Source organism: Microbispora sitophila (assembly GCF_014892245.1).
Classification (GTDB): domain Bacteria; phylum Actinomycetota; class Actinomycetes; order Streptosporangiales; family Streptosporangiaceae; genus Microbispora; species Microbispora siamensis.
Genome location: NZ_JADBGC010000011.1, coordinates 143,120 through 163,481, shown reverse-complemented (window position 1 = coordinate 163,481; position 20,362 = coordinate 143,120). Strand labels below are relative to the sequence as shown.

Genomic DNA, 20,362 nt, shown 5'->3' with positions numbered 1-20,362 from the left:
GCGGGACTGGGCCGTTGCCCGGAACAGAAATGATTTCTAGCCTCCTCCCATGACGCTGAACGTGGCATCCCTGTTCGAGGCCGTCGCCGCGGCGGTCCCCGAACGCCTCGCGCTGGTCTGCGACGCCCGGCGGTTGAGCTTCGCCGAGCTCGACGTCCGGGCGAACGCTCTGGCGAACCACCTGCTCGCGGCCGGTGTCCGGCCTGACGAGCACGTGGGCGTGCACATGCTCAACGGGGTGGAGTTCGTCGAGGCGCTGCTCGCCTGCCTGAAGATCAGAGCCGTCCCGATCAACGTCAACTACCGGTACACGGACCGCGAGTTGCACTACGTGTACGAGGACGCCGGCCTGGTCGCCCTCGTCGTCGGCGGCGAGTTCGCCGCGTCCGCCGCCGCCCTTGCCGACCGGTGCCCCACGCTGCGCCACGTCGTGGTGGTGGACGAAGGCACGGACGCGCCCTGCTGGCCGGACCGGATCAGCGTCGCGGACTACGAGAAGGCCGTCGCCGCGCAGCCGGCCACGGCTCCGATGGCCGGGGAGCGCACCGCCGACGACCACTATGTGCTGTACACCGGTGGGACGACCGGGATGCCCAAGGGCGTGGTGTGGCGGCACGAGGACTTCTACTTCGCCGCGCTCAAGGGCGGCAACCACTACGGCCCGCCGTACCGGACGGCGGAGGAACTGGCCGCGGCCGCTGCGGCGGCCACGCCCCTCTCCTACCTGCTCACCGCCCCGCTCATGCACGGCGCGGCCGCCTACACGCTGTTCGGCAGTCTCCTGGCCGGCTCGGTGACGATCCTGATGCGGCGGTTCGATCCGGTCGAGACGCTGCGGCTGATCGAGCGCGAGCACGCCATGATCGTCACGGTGGTCGGCGACGCGATCGCCCGCCCGCTGGTCGACGCCATCCGCGAGCACGGCGCGGACCACGACCTGAGCTCGATGAAGGTGCTCGGCTCGGGCGGGGCGCTGCTGTCGCGCAGCGTACGCGAGGAGGCCGCGGCGCTGATCCCGGGCCTCTACGTCAACGACGGCTTCGGCTCCTCGGAGTCCGGGGTGGACGGCACGCTCGGGATCGGGCCCGACGGGCGCATGCGGCTGGCCGCAGGCCCCCGGATCCGGGTGGTCGACGAGAACTTCCGGCAGGTCGAGCCGGGCTCCGGCCGGCTGGGGTACGTCGCGCGGACCGGTAACGTCCCGCTGCGCTACCACAACGACCCGGACAAGAGCGCGAAGACGTTCCCGGTCGTCGACGGCGCCCGCTGGGCGGTGCTCGGCGACATGGCCAGGGTCGAGGAGGACGGCACGATCGTGCTGCTCGGCCGCGGCTCGGGCTGCATCAACACGGGCGGGGAGAAGGTCTTCCCCGAAGAGGTCGAACAGGCCATGAAGTCCCACCCCGCCGTCATGGACGCGCTGGTCGCCGGCGTGCCCGACGAGCGGTTCGGCGAGCGGGTCGCCGCCGTGGTGGAGCTGCGTCCGGGCGCGACCGCGGGCGTCGAGGAACTTCGGGCGCACTGCCGCACGCAGATCGCCGGATACAAGGTGCCCGCGTCGATCGTCGTCGTGGACGTCGTCGAGCGCTCGCCCAGCGGCAAGGCCGACTACCGGTGGGCCAAGTCCGTGCTTTCCACGAGCACGGGGCTTTCAACGCAAACCAGGAGGAACGATGGCTGAGGCCGTCATCGTCGACGCGGTGCGCACACCGGTCGGCAAGCGCTACGGCGCCCTGTCCGGGCTGCACCCGGCCGAGCTGCTCGGCGTGGTGCACCGGGGCCTGATCGAGCGCAGCGGGCTCGCCCCCGAGGCGGTCGAGCAGGTGATCGGCGGCTGCGTCACCCAGGCGGGGGAGCAGGCCAACAACGTCACCCGCCAGGCGTGGCTGCACGCCGGCCTGCCGTACGGCACGGCCTGCACGTCGATCGACTGCGCGTGCGGGTCCGGCCAGCAGGCCGTCCACCTGGTGGCCGGGCTGATCGCGGCCGGCGCGATCGACGTCGGCATCGGCTGCGGCGTCGAGGCGATGAGCCGGGTCTTCCTCGGCGCGGCGGTCACGCCGGAGGCCGGCAGCCCGTTCCCGCCCTCGTGGTCGCTGGACATGCCTGACCAGTTCACCGCGGCCGAGCGGATCGCACGGCGGCGCGGCATCACCCGCGAGGACGCCGACACGTTCGGCCTGCGCTCCCAGCAGCGCGCGGCGCGGGCGTGGGCGGAGGGCAGGTTCGAGGGACAGGTCCTCACGGTCGAGGCGCCCGTGATGGGACCCGAGGGCCCGACGGGGGAGACCGCCGTCGTCACCAGGGACCAGGGGCTGCGCGACACCGGCATGGAGGCCCTGAGGAGGCTGCAGCCGGTGATGCCGGAGGGCATCCACACCGCGGGCAACTCCTCACAGATCAGCGACGGCGCGGCCGGCGTGCTGCTGATGAGCGCCGGCCGGGCGCGCGACCTCGGCCTGCGCCCGCGGGCGCGCATCGTCGCCTCCGGCATGGTCGGCTCCGACCCCTACTACCACCTCGACGGCCCGATCGACGCGACCCGGCACGTGCTGAAGAAGGCGAGCATGAAGCTGTCCGACGTCGACCTCGTCGAGATCAACGAGGCGTTCGCCTCGGTCGTGCTCTCCTGGGCGCGGGAGCTCGACCCCGACATGGACAAGGTCAACGTGAACGGCGGCGCGATCGCGCTCGGTCACGCCGTGGGCTCCACGGGCTCCCGCCTGATCACCCAGGCCGTGTGCGAGCTGGAGCGCACCGGCGGCTCGACCGCCCTCGTCACCATGTGCGCGGGCGGCGCCCACGCCACGGCCACCATCATCGAACGGATCTGAGGAAGCATGTCGATCGGACTGACCGACGAGCAGCGCGACCTGCGCGACGCCGTACGCGCCTTCGCGGCCCGGCACGTGACGCCGGTCGTGGTGCGGCAGGCGGTTGACGCCGAGCACGAGGAGCTGCCGAAGTTCTGGCCGCTGCTGGCCGAGCAGGGGCTGCTCGGGCTGCACCTGCCCGAGGAGGCCGGCGGAGCGGGCTCAGGGCTGCTCGAACTCGCCGTCGTGGTCGAGGAGCTGGGCCGGGCGATGGTCCCCGGGCCGTTCCTGCCCACGGTGCTGGCGGGCGCCGTGCTGGCCCGCGCCGGGCACACCGCCCACCTGGCGGCGCTGGCCGGCGGGGAGAAGACCGCCGCGGTCGGCCTCCGGCCCGGCGGGCTCACCCTCACCCGCGGCGAGGGCGGGGAGGCCGTGGTCTCCGGTGTCTCCGAGCCGGTCATCGGCGGCCACGTCGCCGACCTGTTCGTGCTGCCCGCGGCCGACGGGAGCGGCACGACCTGGGTCGTGCTGTCGCGCGAGGCGGTGGAGACCGAGGACCTGCCCGGCCACGACCTGACCCGCCGCCCGTCGCGGGTGCGCGCCGACGGCGTCGCCGTTCCGGCGGCCGACGTGCTGGACGGCCTGGCCGGCAACACCGTGTTCGATCTGGCCGCCGCGCTGTTCGCGGCCGAGGCGTCCGGCCTGGCCGACTGGGCCACCGCCACCGCGGCCGAGTACGCGAACGTGCGCCACCAGTTCGGCCGCCCGATCGGCCAGTTCCAGGGGGTCAAGCACCGCTGCGCCCGCATGCTGACCCGGGCCGAGCAGGCCCGGGTGTGCGCCTGGGACGCCGCCCGGGCTCTCGACGAGACCGGCGCTTCTTCCGGGGAGGCGGCGCTGGCCGCGGCGGTCGCCGGGGCGACCAGCGTGGAGGCGGCCTTCTCCGTCACCAAGGATTGCATCCAGACGCTCGGCGGCATCGGCTTCACCTGGGAGCACGACGCCGGTCTGTACTTGCGTCGGGCGCAGACGCTGCGCATCACGCTCGGCTCGGTCTCGTGGTGGCGCCGCAGGGTGGCCCGGCTCACGCTGGACGGCGTGCGCCGCGAGCTCGGTGTCGAGCTGCCGCCGGAGGCCGAGCGGATCCGCGCGGAGGTGCGCGCCGAGCTGCGGCCGGCCCTCGACCTCGACGGCCGCGACCGGCTGACGTACCTGGCCGAGCACGGATACACCGCGCCGCACCTGCCCGAGCCCTGGGGGAAGGGCGCCGACGCGGTCACCCAGCTCGTGATCGCCGAGGAGATGCGGTCCGCCCGGCTGCGCGCGGCCGACATGGTCATCGGCGCCTGGGTGGTGCCGACCCTGATCGCGCATGGCAGCCCCGAGCAGCAGGGGCGGTTCCTGCCGCAGACGCTGCGCGGCGACCTGGTGTGGTGCCAGCTGTTCAGCGAGCCGGGAGCGGGCTCCGACCTCGCCGCCCTGACCACCCGGGCGGAGAGGGTCGAGGGCGGCTGGAAGATCAACGGCCAGAAGGTCTGGACGTCGATGGCCCGCCAGGCTCAGTGGGGCATCCTGCTGGCCCGCACCGACCCGGAGGCGCCCAAGCACAAGGGCCTGTCGTACTTCCTGCTCGACATGTCCAGCCCCGGCATCGACATCCGGCCGCTGCGCGAGCTGACCGGCGAGGCGCTGTTCAACGAGGTGTTCCTCGACGACGTGTTCATCCCCGGCGAGATGCTCGTCGCGCAGCCGGGGGACGGCTGGAAGCTGGCCCGCACGACGCTGGCCAACGAGCGGGTCTCGCTGTCGCACGACTCCTCGCTCGGCAGCGGCGGCGAGGCGCTGCTGCACATCGCCGCGGAACGGCCGGAAGAGATGGACGACGAGCGGCTGACCCGGCTCGGCGGCATCCTCTGCGACGCCCAGTCCGGCGCGCTGTTCGCGCTGCGGACCACGCTGCGGTCGCTGACCGGGCAGCAGCCCGGCGCGGAGTCCAGCGTGGCCAAGCTGATCGGCGTCGAGCACGTCCAGGAGGTCTGGGAGACCGCCATGGACTGGATCGGCCCGGAGTCCCTGACCGGAGAGGGGATGGGCCGGCGATCCGATCCCACGCTGCGCTTCCTCAGCTCCCGCTGCATGTCGATCGCCGGGGGCACCACCGACGTGCAGCTCAACATCATCGGCGAGCGCCTGCTCAGGCTGCCTCGAGACCCGGAGGTCAGACCATGACTGGCAGGGCGTTCGTCGCCGGGGCCGGCACGCTGGGGGCGACCGGGCTCGCCCAGTGCGCCGAGCTGACCTGGCGACTGCGTGGCGAGGCCGGCCCCCGCCAGGTCGAGGGCGCGCGGGTCGGGCTGCAGCACAACCTGGGCCTCGGCGGCGCCTGCGTCGTGACCCTCGACCGCGGCCCCGCCGAAGGCCGTCGAGACGACGAGGAGGACTGAGGAGACATGCCGATCGACCTCGACAAGGCCCTGGGGGCGCCGCCGGCCACCCGGGAGATCTCCTGGACCAGCCGCGACGTTCTGCTCTACCACCTCAGCCTGGGCGCCGGGAGGGACGCGGGCGCCGATCCCGAGCTGCCCTACACCTACGAGCGCGGCCTGCGCGTGCTGCCCACCTTCGCCATGGTCGCCGGCCAGGGCATCTCGGCGGGAGAGCGCCCGCCGACCGCGATGAGCATGCCCGGCATCGACATCGACCTGCGCAGGATCCTGCACGCCGGGCAGGCGCTCACCCTGCATCGGCCGCTGCCCGCGGCCGGCGAGGCCGTCGTGTCCTCCCGGGTGGCGAACATCTGGGACAAGGGCAAGGCCGCGGTGATCGAGATGGAGCAGGCGGCGGCCGATCCCTCGGGCGACCCGCTGTGGACCACGACCATGCGGATCTGGGCGCGCGGGGAGGGCGGTTTCGGCGGTGACCCGGGCCCGGAGACCCCGTGGACGGAGCCCGGCCGAGAGCCCGACCACGTGCTCGACTCGCCGACCACCCCCGGGCAGGCCCTGCTCTACCGGCTCAACGGCGACCTCAACCCGCTGCACGCCGACCCCGCCTTCGCCCGGGCGGCCGGCTTCGACCACCCGATCCTGCACGGCCTCGCGTCGTACGGCATAGTGGCCAAGGCGCTGGCGGACGGCGTCCTCGGCGGTGACGTGACCAGGCTGACCGGGCTGTCTGTGCGCTTCGCCGGGGTGCTGTTCCCCGGCGAGACGATCCGGACCACCGTGTGGCGCGAGGGCGACCGGCTGGTGTTCCGGTCCACCTGCCCGGAGCGCGGCGACGCCGCCGTGCTCACCCACGCGACAGCGGAGATCTCATGACGAAGACGCGGATCGACCGTACGGAGCTGACGGCGACCCCGAACAACGAGGGCGTGGACGCGGCGGTCGCCGCGGCCCGCCGGGTGATCGACGCGCTGCTGCACTCGGGCGACCTGTCGGCGGTCGAGATGGCCCAGGTCGCCGAGCAGTTGAACGCCGTGGCCGACGACCTCGAGGCGCACGCCCCCACGATGCGCGAGCGCATGGTCGACATGTGGCGGGGGGAGGGCGTGACCCGGCACGACCCCGTGACCGGGCCGGAGAACGCGATCGCCCCGCCGCTGCACCTGTACGGCAGGGACGACGGGTCGATCGAGGGCGAGGTCGTGCTGGGCATGCCCTACCAGGGGCCTCCGGGGTGCGTGCACGGCGGTGTGTCGGCGCTGCTGCTCGACCACACGCTGGGCGTCGCGAACGCCTGGGCCGGTGTGTCCGGGATGACGGGCACCCTGACCCTGCGTTACCACCGGCCCACCCCGCTGTTCGAGCGGCTGACCGTGACCGGCCGGCAGACCTCCGTGGACGGGCGCAAGATCTACACCACCGGGACGATCAGCGCGGGCGGGCAGGTGTGCGTCAGCGCCGAGGGCGTGTTCATCGACAAGCAGCTCGACCGGCCCCGCTGACCCGGCCGTCCGGGGAAACGCTCTCACGCCAGCGTGGGTTTCGGCTCTTCATGTGAGCAGCAGCGCCGACGGGTCTTGACGGGTGGTCAGTTAACAGTAAAGTTACTTTACTGAGAGCGCTCTCAGGCCTTGTCTCCGCAGCTTGTCTCCGCACCCCCCAGAGGAGCCGAGAGATGCACGTGTCGTTCCGGCGATGGCGGCGGGCTCTGTTCGCCGTCGTGTTGCTGGCCCAGGCGGTCGTCCTCGCCGTGGGGCAGCAGGCGGCGGACGCCGCCGTCGCCCAGTTGCCTTTCAAGATCACCAACAACTCCGGCCGTAGCGACGCGACGTACGTCTACATCGTCGCCCGCAACGCGGCGACCGGCCAGCAGGGATACGTGGACGCCTCGGGGACGTGGCGCCCGTGGAGCTTCCCCTCGTCGATCCCCAACGGGCCCGTCCCGGCGCCCGACATCTCGATCCCCGGGCCGGGCAACGGCGCCAGCACGACCGTCACACTGGCGCCGAACCTGTCCGGCGGCCGCGTCTACCTCTCGATGGGCGCGAAGCTGCGGTTCTTCCTGACCACGAACGGACTGGTCGAGCCGGCGCCCTGGGTCGACAGCGACCCCAACGCCGCCATCCTCTACGACTGGACGGAGTTCGCGCGGACGAGCAACGGCGGCACGGGCATCTTCATCAACTCGACCACGGTCGACATGTTCGGCATCCCGATGACGGTCAGCGTCACCGACGCCTCCGGCAACACCCAGACGCAGGGCATCCCCGGCAACCGCACCGGCATCCTCAACGCGTTCGCCGGGCTGGGGTCGCCATGGTCGGGCCTGACGACGACGCGCGCCTCCGACGGCCTTCCGCTGCGCGTGCTCGCGCCCGCGCACGCCATCGCCAAGGGCCAGTTTCCCTCGACCTACCTCGACTCCTACGTGAGCGGGGTGTGGTCCTACTACGCCACGCACCCGTTGACCGTGCAGACGTCGCTGGGCACCTTCACCGGCACCACCAGCGGCACGAACTGGACGTTCAGGAACGCGTCCGGCGCCGTCATCGGCACGCTCACCAGACCGGCCACGAGCGACGTCTTCGCGTGCTCCGGCGGCATGCAACCGCCGAACCAGCCCGACCAGGCGGCCATCCTCGCGGTCGGCGCGCGGGTGTGCGCCGCGCTCAACCGCGCGACGCTGTCGACGGCCGGCCGGGTCATGTACGACACCCAGCCGACGACGGACGCGACGAAGTTCTATGGGCAGTCCGCGTCGAACCTGTTCAGCAAGACGATCCACGCCAACTCGCTGAACGGCCTGGCCTACGGCTTCTCCTACGACGACGTCGGCGGGTTCGCCCCCACGATCGACCAGCCCAACCCGTCGTCGGCCGGGATGACGATCGGGAGCTTCGGCACCGGCGGCACGACCTCCGGCCGGGCGATCATCGGCCCGGGCGGCAAGTGCGTCGACGTCGCGGGCGACGACACGGGCGGCAACGGCGCGCCGGTGCAACTGTGGGACTGCCAGTCCTACGCGAAGGACCAGCTCTGGACCTGGAGCGGGCAGACCGTGCGCACCCTCGGCCGCTGCCTCGACGTTCAGTCGGGCGGCACCGCCAACGGCACCCCGTTGCAGCTGTACGACTGCAACAACACGGGCGCGCAGAACTGGGTGCGGCTGTCCGACGGGTCGATCCAGAACCCCCAGTCCGGCCGGTGCATCGACGCCCCCGGCGGCGCCACCGGGAACGGCACCCGCCTGCAGATCTACGACTGCAACGGCACCGCCGCACAGCGCTTCGTCGTCCAGTGAGCAGTCCGGCCCGGCGGTGCGAGGGCGCTCCGCCGGGCCGGATCACCCCGCCTCAGGAGTCGCGGGCCGAACGAGTGGTGACGAGCGTGCCGCTCGCGAGGATCACGGCGCAGCCCGCCAGTTGGAGGGGAGAGGGGTGCTCGCCGAGGACGGCCCAGCCGAGGACGAGGGCCCCGACGGGCGTGAGCAGCAGCAGGATCGCCCCGACATGGCTGGCGAGACGGGGCGCGGCGACGGCGACGAGGAGCCAGCCGAGCACCTGTCCGAAGATCGCGACGAGGGCGAGCCAGCCGACGGCAGTCCAGCCGGGAGCCAGGTCGACGCCCTGCCAGAGGGCGCCCGCGGCCAGCGAGGTGACGGCGGCGGCGACGGTCACCCACAGGTAGGACTGCACCGCCTGCCCGCGCTGCCCTTCTCGCCGGAGCAGGAACAGGAAGCCCGAATAGCACACGGCCGCCAGCACGGCGTGGACGGTCCCGAGCAGCGGCCGGCTCCCGCCGGCGCCGCCCTCGGTCACCCCGCTCGCCAGGACCACGCCGAGCAGGAGGAAGGGCAGGGACACGAAGAAGCGGAGGGGCGGCGGCTCGCGGTCCACCAGCAGGGCGAGCAGCGGCACCATCACCACCTGGACGTTGACGAGAACGGTGGACAGCCCGGCGCCGACCTCGGCGATCGCCGCCGTCCACAGCAGCATGTCGCCGGCGAACAGGGCGCCCGCGGCGAGGGTGACGGCCCGCCGGCGCGCCGCCACCGCGCCCTCGCGCCGGCGTTCCAGCAGCGCGAGCGGAACCAGCGCGGGAAGGGCCAGCAGGCAGCGGTAGAACGAGGCGGTCCCCGGTGAGGTGCCCGACAGGTGGATGAGCACCGCCGAGGCCGACACGAACAGCGCCCCCAGCGCCATCGACACGGACGGGTGACCCGCGGCCGGGCCGATCACATCCGCGGTCCGGCTCTCGCTCACACGTGTCATGGGCGTCCCCCGGCTTCCGGTGGTCCGGTGTGATCGGTCCCGCCTACCCCGGGGTGCCGGAACCACGCCTCATGACGAACCGCGTGCAGGCGTCTCAGGAGTCGGCGATGCCGAGTTCGCGCTTGACCTCCTGGCGGATCACCTTGCCGGTGGCGTTGCGCGGCAGCGCCTCGGTCGTGATCCGCCACCGCGACGGCACCTTGAAGTAGGCGAGACGGTCGCGCAGGTGCGCCCGCAGGTCGTCCTCGCTCACGTCCTGCCCGGCCGCTGTGACGACCACGGCGACGACCTCCTGGCCGAGGTCGGGGTGCGGGGCGCCGAGCACGACGCACTCCACCACTGCCGGGTGCTCGGCCAGCGCGTTCTCGATCTCGGCGGGGTAGACGTTCTCCCCGCCCCGGATGATCAGGTCGGAGCGGCGGGTGCTCAGGCGCAGCCGCCCGTTCTCGATCACCCCGATGTCACCGGTGTGCAGCCACCGATCCTCCCGTATGGCCTGCGCGGTCGCCTGCGGGTCCCGCCAGTAGCCGAGCATGTTGTACGGGCTGCGGACGCAGACCTCGCCCTCCTCGCCCTCCGGCAGCGGCTTGCCCTCGGGGTCGCGGATCTCCAGGCGTACGGCGGTGATCGGGCGGCCCAGCGTCCCCGGGGCCTCCTCCAGGTCGGCCGGGGTGGCGACGGCGATCGCGGTGGACGACTCGGTCAGGCCGTAGCTGTCTACCAGGGACTGCCGGGCGACCGGGAACGCCTCGCGCAGCCGCTGTTTGAACGCGGGGGAGGACGGCGCCGAGGCCAGCGCGAAGGCGGTCAGCGACGACAGGTCGTAGCCCGACAGGTCGCCGTGCTCGATCAGCCGGTTGGCCATCGTCGGCACCGCGCCCCAGTTGGTGACCCGCTCCCGCTCGACGAGCCGCAGCACGCGGTCCACGTCGAAGGCGCCCAGGTGCATCACGACGGCGCTGCCGGTCGCGAGGCGGGGCACCGCGAGATTGTGCAGGCTCGCGATGTGGAACAGCGGCAGCGCCAGCAGGTAGCGCCGGTCCGCCGGGTTCGCCGGGTCGCCGAACGCCTGGGCCAGCGCGTCGTTCATCCGGTGGTATTCGACCACGGAGGTGAGGTTGCGGTGCGTGTGGACCGCGCCCTTGGGACGGCCCGAGGTGCCGCTGGTGTAGATGATCACGGCAGGGTCGTCCTCGGCGGCGGCGTGCGGGGCCAGCGGAGCGCCCGCGTGCCGCTCGATCAGCCGGGGGAGGTCCTCCTCGAGGGTCAGGACCGTTGTTCCCGCGGGGGCGAGCGCGGCCCGTTTGGCGTCCGCGATCAGCACCTTCGGCTCCGTGTGCCCGAGGGCGTACTCGACCTCCCCGCGTGACCACCACGCGTTGTACGCGACCGCGATGGCGCCGGCGGCCACCGACGCCCAGAACGAGACGATCCAGCCCGGGTAGTTCGCCGCGTTGATCGCGACGCGGTCGCCGGGGCGCACGCCGTGCTCCTCGCGCAGCGCGGCGGCGAGCGCGGCCACCTGGCGCGCGTGCTCGGCGAAGCTCAGCCGCTCGTCCGCCGTCACGATGTAGTCGCGGTCGCCGTACGCGGCCGAGGCGGCGAGCACCTCTCCGAGGTTGTGACGCCGGTTCTTGAAGACTGTCATGCGCGCGCCGAGGACCTCCTCCTCGGTGAGCTCGAACGCTCCGCCGGGGCCGGTGAGCCCGGCCATCACCGCCGCCGCCGCGAGCCTCGGATCTGTCGACATGCCTATCAGTTCCCCTTCATACCGGGATGCGCCGCGAGCCGGAGTCCGTCCGTGGCCGAAATTGTCGGCAAAGGCCGGGCGCGGGATGCCGGCACTCCCGGTCACCGGGACGGCGAGGCGAACCCCTTGAAGAACAGCGTGGTGAGGTCGGTTTCCGTTCCTGGTGTCGACGGCGCCTTCGCATGCACGAGGGGCGCCGCGGAGCACGGCGAAGCGGGGATCGCCCTCACCGCCGTGCTCGGCGACCGAATGGGCCTGAACCGCCGGGTCAGTTGTTCGCGATGAAGTCGGAGACCAGCCGGTTGAACTCGCCGGCATGCTCGATCATCGCCCAATGCCCGCAGCGGTTGAGCAACACCAGCCGGCTGTTCGGGATGTTCGCCAGCAGGTACAGCGAGGTTTCGAACGAGACGACGCGGTCGTCGCGGCCGTGGATGAGCAGGGTCGGCACCTGGATCGCCGGGAGCAGCTCCGGCTTGACCCACTTCGGCAGCGGAGCGCCCTTCGGCAGACCGTCCACGTAGTTGCGCAGGTGGTCCGGGCGGGTGAGCGCGGCGTCCGAACGCGCCTGGCACAGCGTCCCGCATGATCATCGGTGGTTCGGCGGGATTGAGGATGGTGATCGCCTTGCCGCGGCGCGCGCCGCCGACCTGCTCGATGGCGGCCGAGGTGGTCTCGGTGAACTCATCGATGTTGGCGCGGGTGCCCGGACCGGCCGACTTCGACGCGATCGACGTGACGATCTCGGCGAACGCGACCGGCACCACACGGCCGACGGCAGCGACGATCGGGATCGTCGCCTGGCCGCCGCAGGTGACCATGTTGACGTCGGGCGCGTCGAGGTGCTCGTCGAGACTGACGGCAGGGATGACGTAGGGCCCGATCGCCGCCGGGGTCAGGTCGATCAGCCGCTTCCCGAGCGGGGTCAGCTTCGCAACGTTCACCTCGTGCGCCTTGGCCGAGGTCGCGTCGAAGACGATCCCGATCTCGTCGAAGTCCGGCAGCGCGATCAGCCCGTTGACGCCCTCGTGCGTCGTCCGGACGCCGAACCGGGCGGCGCGGGCCAGGCCGTCCGACTCGGGGTCGATGCCGACCATGGCGCCCATCTCGAGGTGGTGCGCCCCGCGCATCACTTTGATCATCAGGTCGGTGCCGATGTTGCCCGATCCGATGATCGCGACCTTCGTCTTGCTCATGGTGCTGCTCCTTCGACGAAGCGGACCGTCACCGTGCCGAGGCCGGACAGGGTGGCGGCGACGGTGAAGGCGATGTCCCATTCGGCGATCCGGCTGCCGCAGATCTCGAGCGCGGCGACGCCGTACTCGATCGCGTCCCGGACCTGCGGGGCGTCGAGCGGGCCGTCGGCCACGTCGGAACGGAGCACGAACGCGATCTCCGCCTCGACCCGCGGCTGGCGGACCCGCCCGACCGGGATCGCGTCCCCGTCCGCGTACGCCATGTCGTCGAAAAGGACGCCGAGGTCGGGCTGGTCTCGCTGGAGCGCAGCCTGCTCGAGGTGGCGATGCCGTTCCTTCAGGACCTTTACGAACGCACCCATGAGACCGTCCACCCCGGAGTGCGGGAGGGTCACGACGTCGTCTACGTCGCCAGGATCGGTGGCCACCGCCAAGCCAAGGCGCCCTCGCGGACAGGCGGGCGGATGCCGCTGCACTGCACCGCGATCGGCAAGGCCCTGCTCGCGTACGCCGACGCCGACCTGCGGCGCGAGGTGCTGGCCGGGCCGCTCGAGCGGCGCACGCCGCACACCGTTGTCGCGCCTGGCATCCTCCGGCGCCAGTTGCAGCGCGTCACCGAGACCGGCGTGGCGTTCGAGCAGGAGGAGTCGGTCGTCGGGCTCGTGTGTGTCGCCGCGCCGGTGCTGGGGCGCGGCGACGATCCGCTCGCCGCGATCAGCGTGGCCGGCCCGAGGCACAGGTTCCGGCCCGAAGGACATGTGACGGCGGTGCGTGCGGCGGCGGCCGCGCTCGGCAGCACGCTGAGCCGGCGCGATCTCCTCCGCTGAAGCGGCGCCTCAGAGGGCGCGATCACAAAACCCGCATTAAGTCACCGCCCGATCTTCCCCTCTTGGTCAAAATTCGTTATAACAACCTAACGATGTAACGACGCCCGGTCGGCGGCGGCGTACAGCGGGGAGGAGGCGACCCCCTTGAGAACTGTCGGAGCGATCTCACTAGGTGCCGTGCTGGCGCTCGCGCTCGCCGGATGCGGCGGCTCAGGTGATTCCGGAGCGGCCGGCGGCCCGCGGACGATTTCATTCCTTACCCACTGGGGACCCGAGCAGGTGACGGCGCTCAAGGCCGCGGCCGCCGCGTTCCATACCAAGAACCCCGATGTCAACGTCGACATCCGGGCGGTTCCCTTCGCCAATCTGCTCAGCACGCTGAGGACACAGGGCGCGAGCCCCAACGGTCCCACCATCGCGGGCATCTACGACCTCTGGCTCCCCGAACTGGTGCGGGACGGTCTCGCCGCTCCCGCCCCCGCGGGCGTGGCCGCGGACGTCAAGGCCGGCTGGCCGGGCAACACGGTCGACGACGTCACCAAGCAGGGACAGGTACGCGGCTACCCGAACGAGGTCGACCTCTACGCGCTCAACTACAACAAGAAGCTGTTCGCCGAGGCGGGTATCACCGAGCCGCCCAAGACCTGGGACGAGCTGGTGGCCGACGCCGCCAAGCTGACCAAGCGCGACGGCGCCAAGGTGACACAACAGGGCTTCGGCGTGATCACGAGCTGGGCCTCCGGCGCCGTCCACCCCTGGCTGTCGCTGGTGAACTCCAACGGCGGGCAACTGCTCGACGGCAGCACTCCCAAGCTGGACGACCCGAAGGTCGTGGCCGCCGCGCAGCTCTACGCGGACCTCGTCAAGAGCGGGGCCACCCAGCCGTCCATGAGCAGCGCCAACGCCAACACGACCGGGCCGTACCTCGACAACTTCGTCAACGGGAAGACCGGCATGATCATCATGGCGAACTGGTGGCAGAGCGCGCTCAAGCAGGCGATGGGCGATCGGTACTCCGACGTCGGCGTGGCGCCGGTGCCGGTCGGCCCGGGCGGCACGGCGTCGGCGGGCGTGTCCTACTCCTGGCTGACGATGGTGAACGGCAAGGCCTCGCCGGAAAAGCAGGACGCGGCGTGGAAGTTCCTCCGGTTCCTCAACGGACCCGAGAGCGGCAAGGGCGGATCGTCCGCGATGGGCGACATCCTGATGTCGATGGGCATCCTGCCCAGCAGGACCGGCGACCTCACGGCGCACAAGGCCGACCTGTCCGACCCGTTCATCGCGGCGTACGTGGCCGAGTTGCCGAACGCGAAGCCCTTCCCGACGGTGCTCGGCGGCGAGGCCATGAGCCAGGCCGTGCAGAAGCACATCGAGAACGTCGTGTTCGGCAAGGAGACCGCGCAGCAGGCGATGACCGCGGCGCAGAAGGAGGTCACCGACATCCTCGCCAAGGCCGGCGCATGACGGTCCAGGCGTCCCGCACCGCCATCCGTGCCACCGGATGGCGGGCCCGGGCTCGGGGGTCCGCCAGGCGGGGGGCGGCGATCGCCTTCCTCTCGCCGGCGCTGGCGGTCATCGTCCTGTTCGTCGCCGTGCCGATCGCCCTGACGTTCTGGATCAGCCTGCACGACTGGTCGATGTACACGCCGCTGTCGCAGATGACGTGGCGAGGCCTGGGCAACTACACGGACCTGCTGCACAGTGACGACTTCCTGAACGCGCTCGGGAACACCTTGGTATACGTCGTGCTCGTCCTGGTGACGGCGGTTCCCCTGGCCCTGGCGCTCGGGATGCTGCTCTACTTCCCGAAGATCGCGGGCAAGGCGGCGGCGCGGGCCGCGCTGTTCTCGACCTACGTGATCCCCACGGTGGCCATCGCGATCGTCTGGGGAGCGCTCTACGCGCCTGACTACGGCCCGATCTCCCAGGCGCTCGGCGCCGTCGGGCTCGACTCGCCCGCCTGGCTGAGCGACCCCCAGACGGCGCTGTTCTCCCTGGTCGTCTTCCACGTCTGGCAGATGACCGGTTACTACACGATCCTGGTCGTCGCGGGGCTCACCCAGATCCCCGACGACGTGTACGAGGCGGCCCGCATCGACGGCGCCGGCTTCTGGCGGCAGACGTTCAGCGTCACGCTGCCCCTGATCCGCCGTACGACGACCTTCATCGTGCTGATCGCCGCGATCAACGCGATCCAGGTCTTCGACCCCGTCTACATCCTCACCCAGGGCGGGCCGGCCGAGAGCACCACGGTCTTGTCGTACGCGATCCAGCGGGCGGCGTTCCAGAACGGGATGGCGGGCCAGGCGAGCGCGATGGCCTTCAGCCTGCTGATCGTGCTGGTGGCCGTCGCGGGGGTCGTCCTCGCCGCCATGCGCCGGCGGTCGGCGCCGGAGGGACGGTCATGAGGCGGACGGCACGCGCGGGCACGGCTCTCGCACTCGGGCTGGTCATCCTGGTGCCGCTGTTCCCCCTCTACTGGATGGTGATCTCGGCTCTGAAGGGCCCGGAGGAACTGCAGAAGGCGCCGCCGACCTGGTTCCCGTCCCACGTGACGCTCTCCGCGTTCGGCGAGGTCTTCCAGGCCGTCCCCTTCGGCAGCGCCTTCGTCAACAGCGTCCTGATCGCCGGGGTCTCCACGCTGTCGGTCCTGGTGACCAGCGTCATGGCCGGCTTCGTGTTCGCGAAGTACCGCTTCCGGGGCCGCGACCTGCTCTTCTGGTCGGTCGTCGCCACGATGTTCCTGCCGCCGATCGTGACCCTGGTGCCGTTGTACTGGCTGGTCTCCACGATGGGCCTGGCCGACTCCTACCTGGGCGTGATGCTGCCCTGGCTGGCGAACGCCTTCGGCATCTTCCTGATGCGGCAGTTCATCGCGGACGTCCCCGAGGAGCTGATCGAGGCCGCCCGGCTGGACGGCGCCTCGGAGGCGCGCATCGTCTGGCAGATCGTCACGCCGTTGCTGCGTCCCGCGCTGGTCAGCCTCGCGATCTTCGCCTTCGTCTTCTACTGGAACAACTTCCTGTGGCCGCTGTCGATCCTGCAGTCGGACGACAAGTTCCCCGTCGTCCTCGCGCTGAGCCGCCTGCTGTCCTACAGCACGAGCGTGCAGTACCAGAACGTGGTCATGGCCGGAGCGCTGATCGCCAGCGTGCCCACGATCGTGGTGTTCCTGCTCGCCCAGCGCGTGTTCGTGCAGAGCATCTCCCGGACCGGGGTGAAGGGATGACGACGTTCATCGGCATCGACGTCGGCGGCACCTCCGTACGGGTTCTGGCCGAGACGCCGGACGGGCGCGGCGAGCCCGTCACGGCTCCGGTGGCCGGCTCCTACGACGCCTTCCTCACCCAGGTGGCCGGGCTCTGCGCGGGCATCGTACGACCGGCGGGAGTCGGGGTCGGCCTGCCGGGGACCTCCGGCGAGAACCGGCCGCTGTTCGTCCCCGCGCTGCCGTGGCTGGAGGGCCGGCCGCTGCGGGAGGACCTGGAGGCCCGCCTCGGCGCGCCGGTGCGGCTCGGACTGGACGGCCACCTCACCCTGCTCGCCGAGGCCGCGGAGGGCGCGGCCAAGGGGGTCAGGTCCGCCGTGCTGCTGGCCGTCGGGACCGGCATCGGCGGCGCCCTCCTGATCGACGGCCGGATCTGGCGCGGCGTCCACGGCAGCGCCGGATCGTGGGGCTGGTTGCCGGCCGACGCGCCGGACGACGCCGTCCACGGCCCGTTCGAGCAGGCCGCCTCCGGCTCGTCGCTGCGCGACGGTCCCGCCCTGGTGGCGGCGGCCCGCGAGGGGGACGAGCGGGCGAGTGCCGCGCTCGACGCGTACGCCGCCCGCCTCGCCAGGGGAGTCGCGGCGGTCGCCAGCACGATCGATCCCGAGATCATTCTCATCGGCGGCGGGCTGGCCGACGCGATGGACGTCCTCGGCCCTCCGCTGCGGCGGCACGTCGCGAGGTTCGCCTCACCCGACGGCCGCCGGGTGCCGGTGCGGCCTGCCGCCCTGGGATCCCGGGCGGGCGTCGTGGGAGCACTCCTCATTGCCAGAACGGAGGAATGGTGATCGTCAAGGGGCTGGACCCCACCTCGGGAGTCCCTCTCTACCTGCAGGTCGAGCGGAGCCTGCAGCAACGCGTCGACGCCGGCGAGTGGGTGCCCGGCCAGCGGCTGCCGACCGAGGAGGAGCTGGGCAAGGCGTACGGAGTCAGCCGCGTCACGGTCCGGCAGGCGGTGGCCCGGCTGGTCGACCGCGGGGTGCTGGTCAGGGAACAGGGCCGGGGCACCTTCGTCCGCGACACGAGCCTGACCGCCGGCGCGCGGTGGGTCACCTCCTTCACCGCCGAGCTCGCGCAGCTCGGCCACAGCGCGGGCTCGCGGGTCCTCGGCCAGACGGTCGTCACGGCGGGCGAGGAGGACCTTCCCCCCGAGATGCAGCTGCCGGCCGACGCCCGGATGCTGCGGCTGCGCAGGCTCAGGACCGACGGCTCCCGGCCCGTGGGAGTGCAGACCGCGCTGCTCCCGCTCGACCGGTTCCCCGGCCTCGCCGACCTCGACTTCACCGACCGGTCGCTCTACCAGACCCTCAACGAGCGCTACGGGCTGGTCCCGCGCGAGGCCGTCGAGACCTTCACGGTCGGCGGCGTGCTCGACGAGGACGCCACGACCCTCGGAGTGGCCGCGGGCGCCCACGCGTTCTACGTCGAACGCCTCACCTTCGACGCCCATGGTCCCTTCGAACACGTACGCAGCGTCATGCGCGGTGACCGGTACCGCGTGCGACTGGCGTTGCGGACCCCATGAAAGGAACGCCCGTGAGTTACACCCGAACCCTGATGACCATCCTTGACCGGCTCGCCTCCACCCAGGAGGAGGCGCTGGCGACCGTGGCCGAGCGCTGCGCGGACGCCATCGAGAACGGCGGCCTGATCCACCTGTTCGGCAGCGGCCACTCGGTGATCCCCACCCTGGACGCCTTCCCCAGGTACGGCAGTTTCGCGGGCATCCACCCGCTCACCGACCCCCGGCTGATGTGGCACAACGTGCTGGGGCCGGGCGGCGTGCGCGAGCTGCTCTGGCTGGAGCGCACCGAGGGGTACATCAAGCAGTACCTGGACCACGAGCCGCTTGCCCCCGGCGACGTCATGGTGGTCTACAGCCACGGCGGCAGGAACGCGGCGCCCGTCGAGGCGGCCATGTACGGCGCCGAGCGCGGCCTGTTCACCGTCGCGGTCACCTCGGTGGCCAACCTCGAACGCCCGGCCGAGCACTCCAGCGGCCGGCGGATCGCGGAGATCTGCGACGTCACGATCGACACCGGCGTGCCGGTGCAGGACGCCGTCATCGAGGTGGACGGCTGGGACCGTCCGGTAGGGGGCGCCTCGACGGTGGTGGCCAGCGTGGTCAGCCACGAGATCGTCACCCGTACGGCCGCCGTGCTCGCGGGGCGGGGCGTCGTGGTGCCGACGTTCGTCTCCCCGACGGTGCCCGGGGCCACCGTCTCGTCGAACGACGAGGTGTTCGCCGACCACCGGCGCCGCCTGCACGCCGCCGCGGCGCGCGACCGGCGGTGAGATGAGGGCCGGACGACCGAGGGCCTGATCGCCGTAGCCGGTGATCAGGCACTCCAGGGGAGATCAGCGTGTCACTCGAGGAGCTCGACCGCGTGCGCGAACTGCTCCGCGGGTCTCCAGAACGGCAGCCGCAGCCGGGAGCGCTGCGCGTTCGCGGGGGAGAAGGCCGGGCCCGCGGTGACCAGCACACCCCTCCTCCGTGCCCGTTCGGCCAGGGCGACGGCGTCGGCTCCGGTGTCGATCCACAGCGCCGTGCCGCCGTGCGGCGGCGTCCACCGCCACTCCGGGCGCCGCTGCGCCAGGACCGCCGCCGCCTCGGCGAGGTGGGCCCGCAGGCGCGCGGTGCGCTCCTGCCGGGCCCGATCGGCCTGCGTCAGGAGCTCGGCGGTCACCATCTGGTCGATCACCGGAGCGGCCAGGTCCAGTGCCGCCTTGGCCTGCGTCAACCGCACGATCATCGGCCGCTCCGCGCGGATCCACCCGACCCGCAGCCCGCCCCAGAGCAGCTTGGACGCGGTGCCGATGCGGATCACCGAGCCGGGATTGGCCGGGTCGGGCAGCGGGGGCCGGACCCCGCGGTCGTCGAGGACGAGGTCGGCGCAGGATCGATCCTCGATCGTCAGCATGTCGTGCCTGCCGGCGATCTCGCTGAACCGCTCCCTGCTCGCCGCCGGCCAGCTGGTCCCGGTGGGATTGTGCGCCGCGGGCTGGCAGTAGAGGACGGCGGCCCGATGCGCGACCCGTTCGAGGTGGTCGAGATCGAGGCCGTCCCGCCGTACGGGCACCCCCGTCAGCCGCGCCCCGGCCGTACGGAACGCCTCGATCGCGCCTCGGTAGCTCGGCTCCTCGACCAGGACCTCGTCTCCCGGCGCGACCAGGGACGACGCGCACAGCCAGACGGCCTGCTGGGAGCCGGACGTGACGAGGATCTGCTCCGGCTCGGTCGGCAGCCCCTGCGTGGTGTACTGCTCGGCCACGATCGCGCGAAGCCGAGGCAGCCCCGCCGCGTAGTAGCCGTCATCCGCGAGGTAGACGTCGAGCTCGCCCAGGTCGACCGCCGAGACGACGTCCCGCACCAGCGACAGGGCGGGCAGGGCGCCGCTGGAGAGGTCCAGCTCGACGGGGCGGCGGGTGCGGCCGAAGGACGCCAGTCGTCCCTCGACGACATGATCGCCTCCCGCGCTCCGGCCGCGCCGGATGCGCGACCCCGACCCCTGCCGGGACGTCAGCCGTCCCCGCGCGGCCAGCTCCGCGTACGCCTCGGCGACGGTCCCGCGGGACACCCCCAGCGCGGCGGCCAGCGCGCGCTGCGGCGGGAGGGCGGCCCCGTCGACCAGCACGTTGCCGGCGATCAGCTCGGCGAGCGCGCCGGCGAGCGCCTGCGGCAGCGGCACGTCCTCCGCCCGCCACCCCCCGATCAAGCGGGCCAACGCGGCACTGTCGACATGTTCCGCACGTGCCATGGACCAATTCTGCGTGATTGGCCTGGCCGATCCGG

At 72.1% G+C, this 20,362-nt stretch carries 19 protein-coding genes; 14 read left to right on the top strand and 5 right to left on the bottom strand.

From position 1 onward, the window contains the following. Positions 1 to 49 precede the first annotated feature (49 nt). The 7 genes from IL992_RS21585 (at position 50) to IL992_RS21555 (ending at position 8,558) form a co-directional block, all read left to right on the top strand. Positions 50 to 1,681 carry an acyl-CoA synthetase gene (locus IL992_RS21585; RefSeq protein WP_193205166.1) on the top strand — a complete coding sequence of 544 codons (1,632 nt, stop codon included), beginning with the start codon at positions 50 to 52 and terminating at the stop codon, positions 1,679 to 1,681. Beyond that, complete coding sequence (locus IL992_RS21580; protein WP_193205165.1) at positions 1,674 to 2,834, top strand: steroid 3-ketoacyl-CoA thiolase; 1,161 nt, start codon at positions 1,674 to 1,676, stop codon at positions 2,832 to 2,834. Before IL992_RS21585 ends, IL992_RS21580 begins: the two co-directional genes overlap by 8 nt. A gap of 6 nt (positions 2,835 to 2,840) precedes the next feature. Then, the gene (locus IL992_RS21575; protein ID WP_193205164.1) at positions 2,841 to 5,042 is read left to right on the top strand and encodes an acyl-CoA dehydrogenase; all 2,202 of its coding nucleotides are present in this window, start codon (positions 2,841 to 2,843) and stop codon (positions 5,040 to 5,042) included. Then, on the top strand, positions 5,039 to 5,257 hold the full coding sequence (locus tag IL992_RS21570; RefSeq protein ID WP_226873512.1) for a thiolase C-terminal domain-containing protein: 219 nt from the start codon (positions 5,039 to 5,041) through the stop codon (positions 5,255 to 5,257). Before IL992_RS21575 ends, IL992_RS21570 begins: the two co-directional genes overlap by 4 nt. Positions 5,258 to 5,263: 6 nt before the next feature. Beyond that, positions 5,264 to 6,133, top strand: coding sequence for a MaoC/PaaZ C-terminal domain-containing protein (locus tag IL992_RS21565; protein ID WP_193205163.1), 870 nt, complete (start codon positions 5,264 to 5,266; stop codon positions 6,131 to 6,133). Further along, positions 6,130 to 6,759 carry a PaaI family thioesterase gene (locus tag IL992_RS21560; RefSeq protein WP_193205162.1) on the top strand — a complete coding sequence of 210 codons (630 nt, stop codon included), beginning with the start codon at positions 6,130 to 6,132 and terminating at the stop codon, positions 6,757 to 6,759. Before IL992_RS21565 ends, IL992_RS21560 begins: the two co-directional genes overlap by 4 nt. Before the next feature lie 173 nt (positions 6,760 to 6,932). Further along, positions 6,933 to 8,558, top strand: coding sequence for a beta-1,3-glucanase family protein (locus tag IL992_RS21555; protein ID WP_193205161.1), 1,626 nt, complete (start codon positions 6,933 to 6,935; stop codon positions 8,556 to 8,558). A gap of 52 nt (positions 8,559 to 8,610) precedes the next feature. Here IL992_RS21555 and IL992_RS21550 read toward each other — a convergent pair whose 3' ends face one another. The 4 genes from IL992_RS21550 to IL992_RS21530 all read right to left on the bottom strand — a co-directional run bounded on the left by IL992_RS21550 (position 8,611) and on the right by IL992_RS21530 (position 12,836). Further along, positions 8,611 to 9,528: a DMT family transporter gene (locus IL992_RS21550; RefSeq protein ID WP_226873511.1), complete on the bottom strand. Its 918-nt coding sequence runs from the start codon at positions 9,526 to 9,528 to the stop codon at positions 8,611 to 8,613. A 94-nt stretch (positions 9,529 to 9,622) separates the two neighbouring features. After that, the gene (locus IL992_RS21545; RefSeq protein ID WP_226873510.1) at positions 9,623 to 11,278 is read right to left on the bottom strand and encodes a class I adenylate-forming enzyme family protein; all 1,656 of its coding nucleotides are present in this window, start codon (positions 11,276 to 11,278) and stop codon (positions 9,623 to 9,625) included. Between the two features lie 101 nt (positions 11,279 to 11,379). Beyond that, positions 11,380 to 12,474, bottom strand: coding sequence for an acetaldehyde dehydrogenase (acetylating) (locus IL992_RS49265; RefSeq protein WP_449843669.1), 1,095 nt, complete (start codon positions 12,472 to 12,474; stop codon positions 11,380 to 11,382). Beyond that, on the bottom strand, positions 12,471 to 12,836 hold the full coding sequence (locus IL992_RS21530; protein ID WP_226873509.1) for a hypothetical protein: 366 nt from the start codon (positions 12,834 to 12,836) through the stop codon (positions 12,471 to 12,473). The genes IL992_RS49265 and IL992_RS21530 overlap by 4 nt, the downstream gene beginning before the upstream one ends. On the opposite strand from IL992_RS21530, the gene IL992_RS21525 reads away from it, so the two are divergent. From IL992_RS21525 to IL992_RS21495, 7 genes are all read left to right on the top strand, one after another. Continuing rightward, positions 12,801 to 13,301 (top strand): IclR family transcriptional regulator, encoded by a 501-nt coding sequence (locus tag IL992_RS21525; RefSeq protein ID WP_226873508.1) that lies wholly within the window; start codon positions 12,801 to 12,803, stop codon positions 13,299 to 13,301. The genes IL992_RS21530 and IL992_RS21525 overlap by 36 nt on opposite strands. 144 nt (positions 13,302 to 13,445) lie before the next feature. Continuing rightward, positions 13,446 to 14,765 (top strand): extracellular solute-binding protein, encoded by a 1,320-nt coding sequence (locus tag IL992_RS21520; protein WP_226873507.1) that lies wholly within the window; start codon positions 13,446 to 13,448, stop codon positions 14,763 to 14,765. Next, entirely contained in the window at positions 14,762 to 15,709 is a 948-nt protein-coding gene (locus IL992_RS21515; protein ID WP_193205160.1) for a carbohydrate ABC transporter permease, read from the top strand. Before IL992_RS21520 ends, IL992_RS21515 begins: the two co-directional genes overlap by 4 nt. After that, complete coding sequence (locus IL992_RS21510; RefSeq protein WP_193205159.1) at positions 15,706 to 16,530, top strand: carbohydrate ABC transporter permease; 825 nt, start codon at positions 15,706 to 15,708, stop codon at positions 16,528 to 16,530. Before IL992_RS21515 ends, IL992_RS21510 begins: the two co-directional genes overlap by 4 nt. After that, positions 16,527 to 17,357 (top strand): ROK family protein, encoded by an 831-nt coding sequence (locus IL992_RS21505; RefSeq protein WP_193205158.1) that lies wholly within the window; start codon positions 16,527 to 16,529, stop codon positions 17,355 to 17,357. The genes IL992_RS21510 and IL992_RS21505 overlap by 4 nt, the downstream gene beginning before the upstream one ends. Next, a complete protein-coding gene (locus tag IL992_RS21500) occupies positions 17,351 to 18,094 on the top strand; it encodes a GntR family transcriptional regulator (RefSeq protein WP_193205157.1) in 744 nt (247 codons plus the stop codon). The genes IL992_RS21505 and IL992_RS21500 overlap by 7 nt, the downstream gene beginning before the upstream one ends. An 11-nt stretch (positions 18,095 to 18,105) precedes the next feature. Then, positions 18,106 to 18,864 carry an SIS domain-containing protein gene (locus tag IL992_RS21495; protein ID WP_319018714.1) on the top strand — a complete coding sequence of 253 codons (759 nt, stop codon included), beginning with the start codon at positions 18,106 to 18,108 and terminating at the stop codon, positions 18,862 to 18,864. Between the two features lie 71 nt (positions 18,865 to 18,935). Here the strand turns inward: IL992_RS21495 and IL992_RS21490 are convergent, their stop codons facing one another. Further along, positions 18,936 to 20,327, bottom strand: coding sequence for an aminotransferase-like domain-containing protein (locus tag IL992_RS21490; RefSeq protein ID WP_193205155.1), 1,392 nt, complete (start codon positions 20,325 to 20,327; stop codon positions 18,936 to 18,938). Between the last annotated feature and the right edge of the window lie 35 nt (positions 20,328 to 20,362).

What these genes read in the sequence shown, in the direction of transcription:
- IL992_RS21515 (WP_193205160.1), top strand. Translation starts at nt 14,762, where the DNA reads ATGACGGTCCAGGCGTCCCGCACCGCCATCCGTGCCACCGGATGGCGG.
- IL992_RS21570 (WP_226873512.1), top strand. Translation starts at nt 5,039, where the DNA reads ATGACTGGCAGGGCGTTCGTCGCCGGGGCCGGCACGCTGGGGGCGACC.
- IL992_RS21490 (WP_193205155.1), bottom strand. Translation starts at nt 20,327, where the DNA reads ATGGCACGTGCGGAACATGTCGACAGTGCCGCGTTGGCCCGCTTGATC.
- IL992_RS21550 (WP_226873511.1), bottom strand. Translation starts at nt 9,528, where the DNA reads ATGACACGTGTGAGCGAGAGCCGGACCGCGGATGTGATCGGCCCGGCC.
- IL992_RS21580 (WP_193205165.1), top strand. Translation starts at nt 1,674, where the DNA reads ATGGCTGAGGCCGTCATCGTCGACGCGGTGCGCACACCGGTCGGCAAG.
- IL992_RS49265 (WP_449843669.1), bottom strand. Translation starts at nt 12,474, where the DNA reads ATGAGCAAGACGAAGGTCGCGATCATCGGATCGGGCAACATCGGCACC.
- IL992_RS21560 (WP_193205162.1), top strand. Translation starts at nt 6,130, where the DNA reads ATGACGAAGACGCGGATCGACCGTACGGAGCTGACGGCGACCCCGAAC.
- IL992_RS21545 (WP_226873510.1), bottom strand. Translation starts at nt 11,278, where the DNA reads ATGTCGACAGATCCGAGGCTCGCGGCGGCGGCGGTGATGGCCGGGCTC.
- IL992_RS21525 (WP_226873508.1), top strand. Translation starts at nt 12,801, where the DNA reads ATGCCGTTCCTTCAGGACCTTTACGAACGCACCCATGAGACCGTCCAC.
- IL992_RS21505 (WP_193205158.1), top strand. Translation starts at nt 16,527, where the DNA reads ATGACGACGTTCATCGGCATCGACGTCGGCGGCACCTCCGTACGGGTT.
- IL992_RS21500 (WP_193205157.1), top strand. Translation starts at nt 17,351, where the DNA reads ATGGTGATCGTCAAGGGGCTGGACCCCACCTCGGGAGTCCCTCTCTAC.
- IL992_RS21555 (WP_193205161.1), top strand. Translation starts at nt 6,933, where the DNA reads ATGCACGTGTCGTTCCGGCGATGGCGGCGGGCTCTGTTCGCCGTCGTG.
- IL992_RS21585 (WP_193205166.1), top strand. Translation starts at nt 50, where the DNA reads ATGACGCTGAACGTGGCATCCCTGTTCGAGGCCGTCGCCGCGGCGGTC.
- IL992_RS21575 (WP_193205164.1), top strand. Translation starts at nt 2,841, where the DNA reads ATGTCGATCGGACTGACCGACGAGCAGCGCGACCTGCGCGACGCCGTA.
- IL992_RS21530 (WP_226873509.1), bottom strand. Translation starts at nt 12,836, where the DNA reads ATGGGTGCGTTCGTAAAGGTCCTGAAGGAACGGCATCGCCACCTCGAG.
- IL992_RS21510 (WP_193205159.1), top strand. Translation starts at nt 15,706, where the DNA reads ATGAGGCGGACGGCACGCGCGGGCACGGCTCTCGCACTCGGGCTGGTC.
- IL992_RS21565 (WP_193205163.1), top strand. Translation starts at nt 5,264, where the DNA reads ATGCCGATCGACCTCGACAAGGCCCTGGGGGCGCCGCCGGCCACCCGG.